General features: G+C 74.6%; 11 protein-coding genes. 6 read left to right on the plus strand and 5 right to left on the minus strand.

Annotated features, from left to right (window positions below; genetic code table 11):
• Positions 1-52: 52 nt before the first annotated feature.
• Both BLT72_RS13130 and BLT72_RS13135 read right to left on the minus strand, forming a co-directional pair.
• Positions 53-2,767 carry an MGH1-like glycoside hydrolase domain-containing protein gene (locus BLT72_RS13130; RefSeq protein WP_091413354.1) on the minus strand — a complete coding sequence of 905 codons (2,715 nt, stop codon included), beginning with the start codon at positions 2,765-2,767 and terminating at the stop codon, positions 53-55.
• Positions 2,768-2,896: 129 nt separating this feature from the next.
• Positions 2,897-3,394, minus strand: coding sequence for a DUF3145 domain-containing protein (locus tag BLT72_RS13135; RefSeq protein WP_091413356.1), 498 nt, complete (start codon positions 3,392-3,394; stop codon positions 2,897-2,899).
• 199 nt (positions 3,395-3,593) lie between these two features.
• Here BLT72_RS13135 and BLT72_RS13140 point away from each other — a divergent pair, with 199 nt between their 5' ends.
• On the plus strand, positions 3,594-4,604 hold the full coding sequence (locus BLT72_RS13140; RefSeq protein ID WP_091413358.1) for a lipid kinase: 1,011 nt from the start codon (positions 3,594-3,596) through the stop codon (positions 4,602-4,604).
• Here BLT72_RS13140 and BLT72_RS13145 read toward each other — a convergent pair.
• Positions 4,601-5,032, minus strand: a complete 432-nt coding sequence (locus BLT72_RS13145) for a hypothetical protein (protein WP_091413360.1) — start codon at positions 5,030-5,032, stop codon at positions 4,601-4,603. The genes BLT72_RS13140 and BLT72_RS13145 overlap by 4 nt on opposite strands.
• A 196-nt stretch (positions 5,033-5,228) precedes the next feature.
• Here BLT72_RS13145 and BLT72_RS13150 point away from each other — a divergent pair, with 196 nt between their 5' ends.
• The 3 genes from BLT72_RS13150 to BLT72_RS13155 are packed head-to-tail and all read left to right on the plus strand — an operon-like array spanning position 5,229 to position 8,948.
• Positions 5,229-7,031 carry a glycoside hydrolase family 3 protein gene (locus BLT72_RS13150; protein WP_091413362.1) on the plus strand — a complete coding sequence of 601 codons (1,803 nt, stop codon included), beginning with the start codon at positions 5,229-5,231 and terminating at the stop codon, positions 7,029-7,031.
• Positions 7,032-7,083: 52 nt separating this feature from the next.
• Positions 7,084-7,230 carry a hypothetical protein gene (locus BLT72_RS22260; RefSeq protein ID WP_157720478.1) on the plus strand — a complete coding sequence of 49 codons (147 nt, stop codon included), beginning with the start codon at positions 7,084-7,086 and terminating at the stop codon, positions 7,228-7,230.
• A 26-nt stretch (positions 7,231-7,256) separates the two neighbouring features.
• Positions 7,257-8,948, plus strand: a complete 1,692-nt coding sequence (locus tag BLT72_RS13155; RefSeq protein WP_231930043.1) for a serine hydrolase domain-containing protein — start codon at positions 7,257-7,259, stop codon at positions 8,946-8,948.
• Positions 8,949-8,991: 43 nt separating this feature from the next.
• Here BLT72_RS13155 and BLT72_RS13160 read toward each other — a convergent pair whose 3' ends face one another.
• On the minus strand, positions 8,992-10,848 hold the full coding sequence (locus tag BLT72_RS13160) for a DUF2207 domain-containing protein (RefSeq protein ID WP_091413365.1): 1,857 nt from the start codon (positions 10,846-10,848) through the stop codon (positions 8,992-8,994).
• An 88-nt stretch (positions 10,849-10,936) separates the two neighbouring features.
• On the opposite strand from BLT72_RS13160, the gene BLT72_RS13165 reads away from it, so the two are divergent.
• Both BLT72_RS13165 and BLT72_RS13170 read left to right on the plus strand, forming a co-directional pair.
• Positions 10,937-12,310, plus strand: coding sequence for an MFS transporter (locus BLT72_RS13165; protein WP_091413367.1), 1,374 nt, complete (start codon positions 10,937-10,939; stop codon positions 12,308-12,310).
• 10 nt (positions 12,311-12,320) lie between these two features.
• Positions 12,321-14,291, plus strand: a complete 1,971-nt coding sequence (locus BLT72_RS13170; protein ID WP_091413369.1) for a dipeptidyl-peptidase 5 — start codon at positions 12,321-12,323, stop codon at positions 14,289-14,291.
• Between the two features lie 112 nt (positions 14,292-14,403).
• On the opposite strand, the gene BLT72_RS13175 is transcribed toward BLT72_RS13170, so the two are convergent.
• Entirely contained in the window at positions 14,404-15,114 is a 711-nt protein-coding gene (locus tag BLT72_RS13175) for a YggS family pyridoxal phosphate-dependent enzyme (protein ID WP_091413371.1), read from the minus strand.
• Between the last annotated feature and the right edge of the window lie 2 nt (positions 15,115-15,116).

Raw genomic sequence — 15,116 nt, forward strand, 5'->3', positions numbered from 1 at the left:
ACCTAGCCTCGCCGGGCAAACCCGGCCCTTCGCCAGGCCCGGGGAGCAGGCCTCAGCCCCAGCCCTGGCGCCGGGGGTCGGGCGGCAGCCGCGGGTTGAGCAGGTGCGCGACCAGGGCCGTCCAGCCGGTCTGGTGGGTGGCGCCCAGGCCCTCGCCGGTGTCGCCGTCGAAGAACTCGCAGAAGGTGGGGTGGGCCGACCAGAGCGGGTCGTCGCTGGCCTCGATCCGCTCGCCGTCGCTGGGCCGGCGCCCGTCGACGGTCCGGAACAGCGCCGTCAGGCCGCCGTCGACGAGGTCGGCGGCCTCCACGAGGGTCTTCTTCACCCCCGACCCGGTGGGGATCTCGATGAGGAACGAGTCGCCGAAGTGCCGGCCGTAGGTCCGCAGCTTGTCGGCCAGCAGCACGTTGACCGGGAACCAGACGGGTCCGCGCCAGTTGGAGTTGCCGCCGAACATGCCCGTCCGGCTCTCCCCCGGCTCGTACTCGATCGAGGTCTTGCGGCCGTGGAACTCGAACTCGACAGGCTCGGTGTAGGCCTTGGAGAGCGAGCGGATGCCGTACGGGGACAGGAACTCCTCGGTGTCGAACATCCGCTCGAGGATCCGGCGCAGCCGCTCGGGGTCGACCATGGACAGCAGCCGGCGCTGCCCGTCCCCCGCCTCACCCTCGCCGGTGTGCTCGGTGAGCAGCGGCCCGACCAGGCCCGGCCGCCGCTTCTGCAGCCAGCGCAGCCGCTCGCCGACGCCGGGGCACTCCTCCTCCATCCAGGACGGCACCTCGGTGGCGCCCAGCAGGGGCAGCAGCCCGACCATCGAGCGGACGCGCATGTGGTGCGCGCGGCCGTCGGGCTCGACGAGGACGTCGTAGTAGAAGCCGTCCTGCTCGTGCCACAGCGAGATGTTGCGGCTGCCGAACGAGCTCATGGCCCGGGCGATCGAGAGGAAGTGCTCGAGGAACTTCGTCGCCGTGTCGTCCCAGGCGGAGTCGAAGCGGGAGAGCTCGAGGGCGATCTTGAACATCTGCTGGGAGTAGAAGGCCATCCAGCTGGTGGCGTCGGACTGCTCCAGGCGGAACCCGGGCGGCAGCGGCGCCGAGCGGTTGAACAGGCCGATGTTGTCCATGCCGAGGAAGCCGCCCTCGAACAGGTTCGAGCCGGCGGCGTCCTGCCGGTTCACCCACCACGAGAAGTTGAGCAGCAGCTTCGTGAAGATCCGGATCAGGAACTCGCGGTCGCGGTAGCCGTCGATCCGGTACACGTGCCAGGCGGCCCAGGCGTGCACCGGCGGGTTGACGTCGCCGAAGTCCCACTCGTAGGCCGGCAGCTGGCCGTTGGGGTGCATCGCCCACTCCCGGCACATCAGCACCAGCTGCTCCTTGGCGAACGCCGGGTCGACGTGGGCGAGCGGGATGGTGTGGAACGCGGTGTCCCAGGCGGCGAACCAGGGGTACTCCCACTCGTCGGGCATCGAGATGACGTCGGCGAGCGACAGGTGCTGCCAGTGCAGGTTCCGGGCCCCGGGGTGCCGGCGCGCGGGTGGCGCTGGCGTGGTGTCGGCCGGATCGCCCTCCAGCCACTGCTCGACGTCGTAGCGGTAGAGCTGCTTGCCCCACAGCAGGCCGGCGTAGGCCCGCCGCGCGACGTGGGTGTCCTCGGCGTCGAGACCCGGGTGGATGACGGTGGCGTAGAACGCGTCGGCCTCGGCCTCCCGGGCGGTGACCACCGCGGCGTAGCCGTCGCCGAACGTCGTCGCGTCCGGCGGGGTGGGCTGCATCCGCAGCCGGACGGTCACGGTGGCGCCGGGCGGCACCTCCGCGAAGGTGTAGCGGAACCCGACCTTGGTGCCGCCCCGGTGGGTGACGGCGTCGCGGGCACCGTGCACCACGTGGTCGTTGATGCCGTCCTTGGTGTAGCGGGCCGCGTTCATCCCCGTGCCGAACAGCTTGAGGTGGTTGGTCTCGTTCTCGCAGAACACCACCTCCGGTGCGCCCTCGGCGGCCAGGTGGATCTCCCCGAGGTGCTCGTGCGGCAGCCGGACGGCGGTGAGGCCGGACCCGTCCTCGACCGGCATCGGCTCGATCGAGGTGCGGCGCTCGTCGCGACCCCAGCCCCAGGTGTTGCGCAGCCACAGCTGCGGGATCAGCTCCAGCGGGGCCGGGTCGGGCCCGTGGTTGGTGGCCGAGACCGTCATCAGCAGGTCGTCGGGGCTGGCCTTCGCGTAGGTGACGAGGACGTCGAAGAACCGGTTCTCGTCCAGCACCCCGGTGTCCGCCAGCTCGAACTCACGGTCGTCGCGGCCCCGGGCGGCGTTCTCCGCACGCAGCCGTGCGTACGGGTACTCAGCCTGCGGGTAGCGGTAGAGCCACCGCATCCAGCTGTGGGTGGGCGTGCAGTCGAGGGCCCAGAAGTGCTCCTTGACGTCCTCGCCGTGGTTGCCCTCGGCGTTGGTCAGGCCGAAGAGCCGCTCCTTGAGGATGGGGTCGCGGGTGTTCCACAGGGCCAGCCCCAGGTTGACGAAGCCGAACCGGTCGCAGACCGCGCCCAGCCCGTCCTCGCCCCAGCGGTAGGTCCGCGCGTAGGCGTGGTCGAACGGGAAGGAGTCCCAGGCGCTGCCGTCGGCGGAGTAGTCCTCGCGGACCGTGCCCCACTGCCGCCCGGCCACGTAGGGACCCCAGCGGCGCCACGGCCCGGAGGCGTCGGCCGACTCGGCGAGGCGCCGGTGCTCGGCCGTGTCCGGACGCGGGCGTGGGGGGGAGTCCGACGTCACCGGCACAGTCTGCCGGGTCGGCGTTGCGCTCGCGTAACGCGCGCCGCAGGTGGACCAGGCGTGCTGAGGAACCGCAGCCGGACCGTCGGGCCGCCGCAGGTCCCCCAGCACCGCGCCAGGAGCAGCGGTCTAGACGACCTCGTGCAGCCACCGGACGGCACCGCCGTCGCTGGCGTGCCGGAAGGGCTCGAGCTCGTCGTCCCAGGGCTGGCCGAGCAGCTGGCCGAGGGCGGTCGGCAGGTCGGGCCCGCCGACGGCGGCGGCCACGACGGCGTGCTTGATCCGGTCCTCGGGGACGAGGATGTCGCCGTGCAGGCCGGTGACGGCGTGGAAGACCCCGAGCCCCGGGGTGTAGGAGTAGCGCTCGCCCTCGGAGGTCGAGGTCGGCTCCTCGGTCACCTCGAAGCGGACCTTCTGCCAGCCCTTGAGCGCGCTGGCGAGCCGCGCCGCGGTGCCGACGGGCCCCGACCACGGGTACTCGCAGCGGTACGCGGCGCGCTCGATCGGCTGCGCTGCCCACGTCACGCCCACGGGCATGCCGAAGACGCCGCCGACCGCCCACTCGATGTGCGGGCACAAGGCTGACGGCGCGGAGTGGATGTACAGGACTCCACGGGTCGTGCTCATCTGTTCCTCCTCGTGCATCGACCGACAGCGTGAGAGCTGCCTTCCCCGACATCCTCAGAGCCGGTCGACCCGTGGTGGAACGGCACCAGTTTGCACCATCAGTCCCGTCTGCACCAAGGGCTCGACGGTCACCGCCGGATCCCGGCGGGCCGGCGGGCGGTCACAGCAGGCGCACGGGATCGCCGCCTAGGCTCCTCCCATGTCCGGTCCCGTCCCCCACGACCGCGTCGCCCTGCTGGTCAACGGCAGCTCACGGCGTGGCGCCGACGCGTACGGCCGCACCCTGCGCGGCCTCCGCTCGGCCGGGCTGGGGGTGGTGCGCTCCGTGCTGCTCCGCGACCCGGCGGAGCTGCCGGCCGAGGTGGCGGCCGCCGTCGCGGGCCGCTGCCGGCTGCTGGTGGTCGGCGGCGGGGACGGCACGGTCGGCGCCGTGGCGGGTCTGCTGGCCGACCTGCCGGCCGAGGTGCGCCCGGTGCTCGGCGTCGTCCCGCTGGGCACCGCCAACGACTTCGCCCGCACGCTGGACCTGCGGCCCGGCGTGGTCCCGGGGATCAGCGCCCTGGCGACCGGCAAGGTCGTCGACGTCGACCTGGGCCGGGCCAACGGCACCCCCTTCCTCAACGTCGCCTCGCTCGGGCTGTCGGTCGGCGCCACGCACGCCCTGCACCCGCAGCTGAAGCGCCGCCTCGGGCCGGTGGCCTACCCGGTGGCGACGCTGCGGGCCTACCGCCGGCACGAGCCGTTCGACGTGCGGCTGGAGTTCCCCGAGGGTGACCGGGAGCCGCTGGAGCTGAGCGACCTGCTGCAGGTCGCCGTGGGCAACGGGCGGCACTACGGCGGCGGCAACACCGTCGCCCCCGACGCCGGCATCGACGACGCCTCCCTCGACGTCTACGCCGTGCGCGCCGGCCGGCTGCGCGAGCACCTCAGCCTCGCCCGCCTGCTGCGCAACGGCACCCTGGTCCACCACGAGCACGTCCAGCACGTCGTCACGCCCGCCGTCGTGCTGGTGACCGACCGGCCCCAGCCGGTCAACCTCGACGGCGAGATCGCCGCCGCCAGCCCCGTCGAGTTCCGGGTGCAGCGCAACGCGGTGGAGGTGGTCGTCCCGCACCACATCACCCACCTCAGCCACGAGGGCGCTGCCGCCGGCGAGCGGACCGCCCCCGTGCGGGGCGCCGACCCCGTCGACGCGCCCCCGACGCCCTAGGACACGCCGCCCTGGCCCAGCCGCGGCCGGCGGGCGGTCAGCACCCCGGCGAGGCAGCCGAGCGTCGCCGACCCCAGCACGACCACCCCGGTGACCCCGGCCAGACCGCTCAGACCGGTCCCCGCGTCCCAGAGGGCCAGCACCAGACCCGACACCAGGGCGACGACGGCCCACCGGGCGAGCACCGGGGCGGACCGGCCGGTCTGGTGCCCGTCAGCCGCCGCCCAGACGGCCGCGGCGCCCAGTCCGAGGACCACGAGCAGCAGACCGGCGCCCACCGCCGGGTCGGGCAGGGACGCCGCACGCGTCCCGAGCAGCACGGCGACCTCGGCCAGCACGAAGGCGAGCAGCCGCCCCACCGTGCCCAGGACCCAGGACCGGTCGAGCGCGGCCGTCGACGTCAGGGACGCGGTGCTGGTGCTGGTCATGCTCTCGATGGTGGCCCGACCGGCCGGCGCCCGCCGGGAGTTCGGGAGATCGGTCGTCCGACGACCGGTCCGCGGTCGGGTCAGTTTCTGACATCAGCATCTCGTGCAGCGTCAACCGTTGACGGCAGGACCTGCGGCTCAGTACGTTCGGAGAACAGGTGTTCGTTTCCCCCCGATCCCCAGCCCCGGAGATCCCATGGCCCGCTCCCGCCTCGTCCCCGCCGTCGCCGCCGGTGCGGCCCTCGTGCTTGGGGTCACCGCCCTGAGCGCCGCTCCCGCCGACGCCGGCCGCGGCGGTCCCGACCGCCCGCCCCGGTGGGTGCAGGAGACGCTGCACCAGATGTCGCTCGAGCAGAAGGTGGGGCAGCTCTTCGTGCCCTACGTGACGGGCGCGACCGCCGACACCGCCTCGCCGGAGAACCTCGAGCGGTTCGGGGTCGCCACCCCGGCCGAGGCGGTCCGGGAGCTGCACCTCGGCGGGGTCATCTACTTCGCCTGGTCGGACAACACGCAGGACCCCGAGCAGATCGCGAGGCTGAGCAACGGCCTGCAGGAGGCCGCTCTCGAGCGCGGCGGCCGGTCGACGGGGAAGGACCGGGGGCCGGCGATCCCGCTGACCATCGCCACCGACCAGGAGACCGGCCTCGTCGCCCGGGTGGGGCCGCCGGCCACCCAGTTCCCCGGAGCCATGGCCCTGGGCGCCGGACGCGACCTGCGCGCGACCCGCGACACCTACGGCATCACCGGCACCGAGCTGAGGGCCGTCGGCATCAACGCCGACTACGCCCCCGACGCCGACGTGAACGTCAACCCCGCCAACCCGATCATCGGCGTCCGCTCGTTCTCGTCCCGCCCCGCGCTGGTCGCCGACCACGTCACCGCCGCCGTCCGCGGGCTGCAGTTCGACGGCGAGGTCTCCGCGGTCGCCAAGCACTTCCCCGGGCACGGCGACACCGGCACCGACTCGCACAGCGAGCTGCCGGTGATCACCCACACCCGCGCGCAGTGGGAGCAGGTCGACGCACCGCCGTTCAAGGCGGCCATCGCCGCCGGCGTCGACTCGATCATGACCGCGCACATCTCCTTCCCCGTGCTGGAGCCCAACGGTGACCCGTCCACGCTGAGCAGGAAGGTGCTGACCGGCCTGCTGCGCGAGGAGCTGGGCTACCAGGGGGTCATCGCGACCGACTCGCTGCGGATGGCGGGGGTGCGCGCGAAGTACAGCGACGCGGAGATCGCGATCCGGGCCGTCGAGGCGGGCGCCGACGTGCTGCTCGACCCGCAGCAGCCGGTCGTGCAGTACCAGGCCGTGCTCGACGCCGTCCGCTCCGGCCGGTTGACCGAGCAGCGACTCGACGAGAGCGTCCGTCGCATCCTGGCCATGAAGTACCGGCGCGGTGTGGTGCAGGACCCGCTGGTCGAGGTCCAGCGGGTCGCGCGCACGGTCGGCACCGCGGCGCACCTGGCCCGGGCGCAGCAGATCACCGACGGCACGCCGACGCTGGTCACCGACGACGCGGACCTGGTCCCGCTGCCGTCCGGCTCGACGCTGGTCACGGGCTCCAGCGCCACCGGCGTGCCGCTGCTGGCGGGGAAGCTGGCGGCGCGCGGCCACCGGGCCGAGGGCTTCACCACCGGCAGCGCCCCGGCCGACGCCACGATCGCGGCGGCCGTCACCAGGGCCGCGACGCACGACACCGTGGTGGTGATGACCTCCTCGGCCACGAAGGACCCCGCCCAGCAGGAGCTGGTCGCCGCGCTGCAGAGGACCGGCAAGCCGGTCCTCGTGGTCGCCGTGGGTCACCCCTACGACATCAGCGTGCTGCCCGGCGTGCCGAGCTACCTGGTCACCTGCTCCACCACCCCGGTGGCCCTGGAGTCGCTGGCCCGGCTGCTCGACGGGGCGATCACCCCGCAGGGCACGCTGCCGGTGGACATCCCCAGCGCCACCGACCCCGGGACGGTGCTGCACCCCTTCGGCACCGGCCTCACCTCCTGACCACCACCCGACCTGATCCCGTCGACGTGCTGACGACGGAGAGGACGACCCCATGTCGAACCCCCTGGGCCGCCGAGCCCTGATCGGCGGAGCCGCCGCCGGTGCGGGTGCGCTCGCCATCGTCGCCGCCTGGCAGGACGAGCTCCGGGCCTTCGACCGCACCCGCCGGCCCTACCTGCTGTACCCACGGAGCCAGTGATGCGCGGCGCAGGGAGGACGGTCGCCGTGCTGGTCACGGCGACCGCGCTGGCGGCGGCCGCCGGCCCGGCGCAGGCCGGCCACCGGGGCGGCCGCCTCGACCAGCCAGCAGACGGCTTCGCGTCGCCGCGCACCGTGCTGAAGACGGGGACGCCGCAGTCCGCCGGGCTCGACCCGGCCCCGCTGGAGCGGGCCTGGGAGGCCGTCACCGGCTTCGAGCGGGCCCCCGACGGCGGCCACCCGCTCTACCCGGGGGCGGTGCTGACCTACGGCCACGAGGGCCGCGTGGTGTTGACCCGGGCCAGCGGTCACGCCCGGCTCCACGCCGACGGCGCGGGCACGCTGCTGCCCGAGGGCGAGCGGATCGCGACCCGGACCGACACGATCTACGACCTGGCGTCGATCTCGAAGCTGTTCACCTCGGTCGTCGTCCTGCAGCAGGTGGAGCGCGGTCGCGTCGACCTCGACGCCCCGGTGGCGCGGTACGTCCCGGAGTTCGCGGCGAACGGGAAGGCCGGCATCACCATCCGCCAGCTGCTGACCCACACCTCCGGCTTCCCGGCCTTCCTGCCGTTCTGGAGCTCCTACCCCGACCCCGCCTCCCGGAGGCAGGCCGCGCTGACGGCGAAGACCGTCAACGTCCCGGGTTCCACCTACCTCTACAGCGACCTGAACCTGATCACCCTCGGCGAGGTGGTCCACCGGGTCAGCGGCCGCCCGCTGGACCGGCTCGTGGCCGAGGACGTCACCGGGCCGCTGGGCATGCACGACACCGGCTACAACCCGGACCCCGCGCTCAGGGCGCGGATCGCGGCGACCGAGTTCCAGAGCGCGCCCGACCGCGGCCTGGTCTGGGGCGAGGTGCACGACGAGAACGCCTGGGCGTTCGGCGGGGTGGCCGGGCACGCGGGGGTCTTCTCCACCTCCCGCGACCTGTCCGTGCTGGCCCAGACCATGATCAACGGCGGCACCTACCGGGGTGAGCGGATCCTGTCGAAGGCTTCGGTCCAGCAGATGATCACCAACGAGAACACGGAGTTCCCCGGTGATGATCATGGTCTGGGCTTCGAGCTGGACCAGCGCTGGTACATGGGCGGGCTGGCCTCGCCCCGGACGGCGGGGCACACCGGCTACACCGGCACGTCGCTGGTGATCGACTTCAGCTCGCGCTCCTTCGTCATCCTGCTGACCAACCGGGTGCACCCGAGCCGCAGCTGGGGCAGCGTCAACCCGGCCCGCGTCGCAGCGGCCCAGGGGCTGGCCGAGGCGCTCGCCCTGAAGTCACGGCAGGGACGGGACGCCTGGTTCTCGGGCACGGCGGACGCCCGGACGGCGACGTTGACCCTCCCCGTGCCGGCGTCGGGGCCGGCGGAGCTGCGCTTCGACCAGCTGGTCGACACCGAGAGCACCGACCTGCTGAGCCTGGAGGTCTCCACCGACGAGGGGGTCAGCTGGGCGCCGCTCCCCTACCGGCTGGACGACCAGGTGGTCGAGGGAGGCCACGCCGTCTCCGGCCGGCGGACCTGGGACCGGGCGCGGGCTGCGCTGCCCGCCGGACCGTCGCTGGTGCGGTGGACCTGCACCCAGGACGCGAACCTGTCGGGCCGGGGCATCTACCTCGACGGCATCCGGGTGACCCAGGGGCGGCGCACCCTCCTCGACGCCGAGCGCCACCCGGGCCTGCTCACCGCCGAGAACTGGACTCGCGCCCGCCGCTGACTCCTCGGCACCCCGACGGGGGTGGAGGCGGAGGTGCGAGGGGTCACCAGCCTCCGCCGCCACCTCCGCCGACGCCGCCCCCGGCGAAGCCGCTGCTCATCCCCGAGCCGCCGCTGGTCCCCGCCGTGGCGGCTGTCATCGACGTCGTCGCCGCCTGGGAGAAGGCGCCGAGGGTGTCGGCGAACGAGCTGCCGCCGACGGCCGCGAACGCGAACGGCTGGGGGCCGACGTACCAGGCGGGGACCGGCACGTCGTGTCCCCGTGCGGCGAGCTCGGCGAAGACCCCCGCCCAGCGCTCGGCCACGCCGAAGGCGATCGCGTGCGGCAGGTAGCGGGAGAACAGGTCCTCGCCCTCCTCGAAGCGGATCTGGTCGGCCTCCGCGGTCTCCAGGTAGGTCTTGAAGCCCAGTGCCTGGGCGAGCACGGCGCTGCCGGCGGCCGTCCGTGCGGGCATCGTGTGGGCGACGACCAGCACCAGCACCCCGACCAGCACGACGGCCAGCCCCACCAGGCCCCAGCCGACCGTCAGGGCCAGCACCAGCGTGAGCGCCGCACCGGCGAGGAGCACCGCCGCCCCGATCCCGTACCAGCGGCGGCGGACCGTCGCCGGGTTCGCCACGAACCAGCCCTGGTCCGTGACGGCCGCGTAGAGCGCCGCCTGCACCTTCCCCACCGTCCCGGTGAACGACGGCCCCAGGTCGTCGAGGGCGACCTCGGAACGCCCGTCGAAGAGGCGCTGCAGCACCAGGTCCTCGTACGGCAGCAGCCTCTCCACGGGCCGGTCCCGCTCCGCCGTCCGGACCAGGCGCCACGAGCGCACCTCGGTCCCGCCGTCCCCGTCCCCGTCCGCCGCTCGGGTCTCGGTGATCCGGAGGTGCCCCCGGACGGCGAGGTCGACGACGGTCGCGGTCACGTGGTGGGTGTGCGCGACCTCGTCCAGCAGCGTGCCCAGCTCGCCGGGGCGGACGCCGTCCGGCGGGGTGAACCGCACCGCCACCGGGGCCCGGCGGGACCGGGGGACGGTGGCCGCGGTCTCGGCGCCCACCGGTCCGAGACCGGGCGTGAGTCCGACGTACTGCTGGTCCCGACCGCGCCGGCGGGCGTGCGCCGCCAGGGCCCCGGCGCCCACGAGCGCGAGCGCGGCGGCCAGTCCGCCGGTCAGCGGGTCCAGCGTGAAGGTGTTGCCGAGGTGCCGGCGCGGGACCAGCTGCGGCTCCGCCCCCACGAAGGTCCCGGCCGGCCAGGCGGCGGTGACGGTGAGGCCGGTGCCCGGCTCCACGCGGTCCTGCCGGTAGGTCACCGTGTCCCCGGCGACGTCGGCGGCCGCGCAGGCGGCGTCGGAACCGTCCTGGCCGGCGGAGCAGCGGGCGCCGACCACCGCGGCCGGGCCGGTCAGGCGGACCGTGACCCCGCTCAGCGGCACCTCCCAGGCGTCGCCCACGACGTTCCAGAAGATCTCGTCCTGGCCGGCGGTCCCGGTGGCGGGGTTGACCACGCCGCGGATCCGGTAGCCGATCTCGTAGCTCTGCACCCCGTCGACCTCGACGTCCTCGTCGCCGACCCGGATCGCGAGCGCCCCGCCGTCCTCCTCGGTCTCGACCTGAGCGGGCGCCCCGCTGGGACTGGCGGCGGTGACGTCGGTGACGGTGAAGGCGCGCTCGTGGTCGGGGTCGCCGGCGATCCGCTGCCGGAGCGGCAGCGTGACGTAGGGACCGTGGCCCTCGGTGCCGGCGAAGTCGAAGTCGAAGGAGAGGCGGACGTCCACCGCCCCGTCGGCCGCGGCGCTGGCCGTCAGGTCGTAGCGGGGGATGGACCAGTTGTCCTCGTCGGCCGCGGCCGTGCCGGGCACGGCGAGCACGAGGAGCAGAGCGAGGAACGCGGTGGCGGCGAGTCGTCTCACCCGGCCAGGCTAGAAGGGCACGAGGTCGTCGGCGGGACCGCCGAGCCGCCGGTGTGCAGCGGTCCGGGCGGTGTGGCAGCGTGAGGCCGTGCCCGACGTCTCCCCCTCCCCTCCCGCCCGTCCGACGTCCGCCGAGCTGGGCACCGGCCTCAGCGCGTACCTCCGCCTGCTGCGGCACCGGCCGGCCCGCGACCCCTTCCTGGCGGCCTTCGTGGCCCGGCTGCCCATGGCGATGGCCCCGCTCGGGATGCTGCTCCTCGTCGAGGCCGAGCGCGGGACCTACAGCCTCGCCGGCTTCGTGACCGGCGCCTACGCCATCGGCAGCGCGCTGGGCACGCCGCTGTGGGGCCGGCTGATGGACCGCTTCGGCCAGGTGCGGGTGCTGGTGCCGACCGCCCTGGTCAGCGCGAGCTTCATGACGGCCCTCGCGCTGGCCACCACGAGCACGGCACCGCCCGTCCTGCTGGTCGCGCTCGCGGCGTTGGCGGGCTTCGGCTACCCGCCGATGAGCCCGGCGCTCCGCTCGTCCTGGCGGGTGATCTTCCCCGACCGCGAGTCCCGCCAGGTGGCCTTCGCGCTGGACGCCACCTCGGTCGAGCTGCTCTTCGTCGGCGGCCCGCTGCTGGTGTCGCTGCTGCTGGCCGTCTCCCCGCCGGTCGTGCCGCTGCTGGCCACCGCGGGCGCCATGGCCGGCGGCACCCTCGCCTACTGCGCGACCGGCGCCGCCCGCCGGTCCCGCCCGGCCGGTGCACCCCCCACCGCGCTCGACGACGACGGCGTCCCGGTCCCCAACCACCGCTCGGCGCTGGCGGCCGCCGGCGTCGTCGCGCTGCTGCTGGTGATGCTGGCCATGAGCATCGGCTTCGGGCAGCTGGACACCTCGCTGGCCGCGACCGCCGGGATCGTGCTGGGGAGCAGGGACAGCGTCGGGCTGCTCTTCCTGGCCATCGCCGGCGGCAGCGCGGTCGGCGGGCTGGTCTACGGCACCCGCTCCTGGCCCTTCGACGAGCGGCGCGCCGTACCCACGCTGCTCGCCCTCTTCGCGCTGATGCTGGCGGTGATGGCCGTGCTGTTGGGGCTGCCCGAGGTGCCGCTGTGGCTGCTGTTCCCGGTCCTGGTGGTGACCGGTGCGACCGTCGCCCCGACGCTGATCATGCAGCAGAGCCTGCTGGACCACCTCGCGCCCGCGCACCGGCTGAACGAGGCGCAGGCCTTCCTGTCCGCCGCGAACACCACCGGCGCCGCGGTGGGCATCGCCATCGCCGGCGTCCTCATCGACTTCCGCGGCCTCGGCTTCTCCTTCGGGGGGCGGCGGTGGGCGCCGCCCTGGCCGCCGGCATCGCCGTGGCCAGCCAGGCACGGTGGCGGCGGGCGTCAGCGGCCCAGACCCGGGCCGACGCCGCCGCCGGTCGCGGCTGAGGCCGGCCCTCCGGGGCGGGGTGGCGGCGGCCGCCGTCCGTAGGCTGAGGGACATGACCACCACCGCGCCCCACGGCTCCTGGACCTCCCCCGTCACGGTCGACCAGCTCACCTCCGCCAGCGTCGGCCTCGCGGAGGTCCTGGTGGACGGGGAGGACCTGTACTGGCTGGAGGCACACCCGGAGCAGGCCGGTCGCTGCAGCGTCTGGCGCGCCCCGCTGGCCGGCGGGGAGGCCGTGGAGGTCACCCCACCGACGGCGAACGTCCGCAGCCGTGTGCACGAGTACGGGGGCGGTGCCTACGGCGTCCGGGACGGCGTGCTCGTCTACTCCGAGATGGCGGACGGGCGGCTGTACCGGGTCGACGAGCCCGGCACGGCCCGTGCCCTCACCCCGGCCGGCGACCTCCGCTTCGGCGACGTCCGCGTCCACCCGGCACGCGGCCTCGTGCTGGCCGTCCGCGAGGACCACCGCGGGCCGGGTGAGGCCGTCGGCACGGTCGTCGCCGTGGCCCTGGAGCCGGCGGACGACGAGGCCGCCCTCGAGCCCGGGACGGTCCTGGTCGACGGCGCCGACTTCTACTCCACCCCCGAGCTCGCCGACGACGACCGGCTGGCCTGGGTCTCCTGGGACCACCCGGCGATGCCCTGGGACGCCACCACCCTGGCCGTCGGCACGCTGACCGGCGACGGCCCGGCCGGCTGGCGGGTCACCGACGTCCGGCGCGTGGCCGGCGGGCCCGCGGTGTCGGCGGTGCAGCCCCGGTGGACACCGGGCGGCACCCTGGTCTTCGTCGACGACCGGAGCGGCTGGTGGAACCTCTACGCCTGGTCCGCCGAGGACGGCACCGACCGGCCGCTGCACGCCACGGAGGCCGAGTTCTGCGAGCCGGGCTGGGTGCTGGGGATGAACCCCTACGTCGTCGTCGACGACGGGTGGCTCGTCTGCGCCCTCAACCGGAGCGGCCTGCAGTCGGTCGCCCTGCTCAGCACCGCGACCGGCGAGCTGACCCGGCTGACCGCCGACGGCACCGAGGCGACCGAGCTGGCGGTCGGGGGCGGTCGGCTGGCGGCCGTGCTCCGGCACCCGGACCGACCCGCCGCCCTGGCGGTCACGTCCCTGCCGGCGGCGGGCGGCACCGCCAGCTGGGACGACCGGCGGCGGTCCAGCTCCCTCGAGCTGCCGGCCGCCGCGGTCGCCCGGGCCGAGCCGGTCAGCTGGGCGAGCGAGCTGGGCGAGGTGCACGGGTTCTACTACCCGCCGACCTCGGCGGAGTTCGCGGCGCCCGAGGGCTCGCTGCCGCCGCTCATCACGCTCTCCCACGGCGGGCCGACCTCGTTCAGCTCACCGGCGTTCTCGCTGTCCTGCCAGTTCTGGACGTCGCGCGGGTACGCCGTCCTCGACGTCAACTACGGCGGCAGCACGGGCTACGGCCGGGCCTACCGCGAACGGCTGGTCGGCCGGTGGGGCCTGGTGGACGTCGCCGACTGCGCCGCCGGCGCGCAGGCCATGGGCGACCAGGGCCGGGCCGACCCCGCGCGGCTGGTGGTCAAGGGCGGCAGCGCCGGCGGCTACACCACGCTCCGGGCGCTGACGGCCACCCGCGTGTTCGCGGCGGGGATCAGCCAGTACGGGATCGGCAGCCTCGAGGCGCTGGCCCTGGACACCCACAAGTTCGAGTCCCGCTACCTCGACGGGCTGGTCGGGCCCTACCCGGAGGCCCGCGACGTCTACGTCGAGCGCTCGCCGATGACGCACGTGGACTCCCTCGCCGCCCCGATCCTGCTGCTGCAGGGCACCGAGGACAAGGTGGTCCCGCCGGCCCAGGCGGAGGAGATGGCCGACGCCGCCCGGCGCAAGGGCCTGCCCGTGGCGCTGATCATGTTCGAGGGCGAGGGGCACGGGTTCCGCCGGGCGGAGAACATCCGGCGCTCGCTGGAGGCCCAGCAGTACTTCCTCGGCCGGCTCTTCGGCTTCACCCCCGCCGACGACGTGCAGCCGGTGGAGATCGAGAACCTCGACTGAGCGTTCCCCGAGCCTGTCGACGGGCCCTTCGACAGGCTCACGGCGCGGGGGCCGGCCAGGGCGTCGGAACCGGCCCAGGGCGCGGGGACGGGTTCAGGGCGCGGGAACGGGCTCAGCGGACCGGGGCGGCGGGCCGGGCGCCGAAGAGGGTCTGGCCCACCCGGACCGTGGTGGCGCCGTGGGCGATCGCCAGCTCGAAGTCGCCGGACATGCCCATCGACAGCTCGTCGTAGGAGCCGGGAGCCCCGTCCAGCTGCCGCAGCCGCCGCTGCAGCTCGGCGAGGCGGGCGAAGCAGGCGCCGACCGCGTCCTGGTCGTCGGAGAACACGGCCAGCGTCATCAGCCCGCGCACGCGCAGCGCGGAGAAGGGCCGGAGGCCGAGCACGAACGCCTCGACCTCCTCGGGGGCCAGGCCGGTCTTGGCGGGCTCGGCGGAGGTGTTGACCTGCACGAAGACGTCGAGCGAGCGGCCCTCCTCCTGCAGCCGCCGGTCCAGTGCCTCGGCCAGCCGCAGCGAGTCCAGGGTGTGCAGCTCGGCCGCGAACCGGAGGGCCCTGGCGACCTTGTTGGTCTGCAGGTGCCCGATCAGCGCCCACGCGAGGTCGGTCCGGTCCGCGAACTGCTCGGCCTTCTCGGCCGCCTCGGGCACGCGGTTCTCCCCGAACAGCCGCAGGCCGGCCGCGTAGGCCTCCTCGAGCACCGGGGGGCCGTGCGTCTTGGTCACCGCCATCAGCCGGACCTCGGCAGGATCGCGACGGGCGGCCCGGCACGCGGCGTCGATCCGGGCCCGCACCCGGGAGGCGCGCTCCGCGACCGACGTCATGG

Source organism: Friedmanniella luteola, from assembly GCF_900105065.1.
GTDB lineage: Bacteria > Actinomycetota > Actinomycetes > Propionibacteriales > Propionibacteriaceae > Microlunatus > Microlunatus luteolus.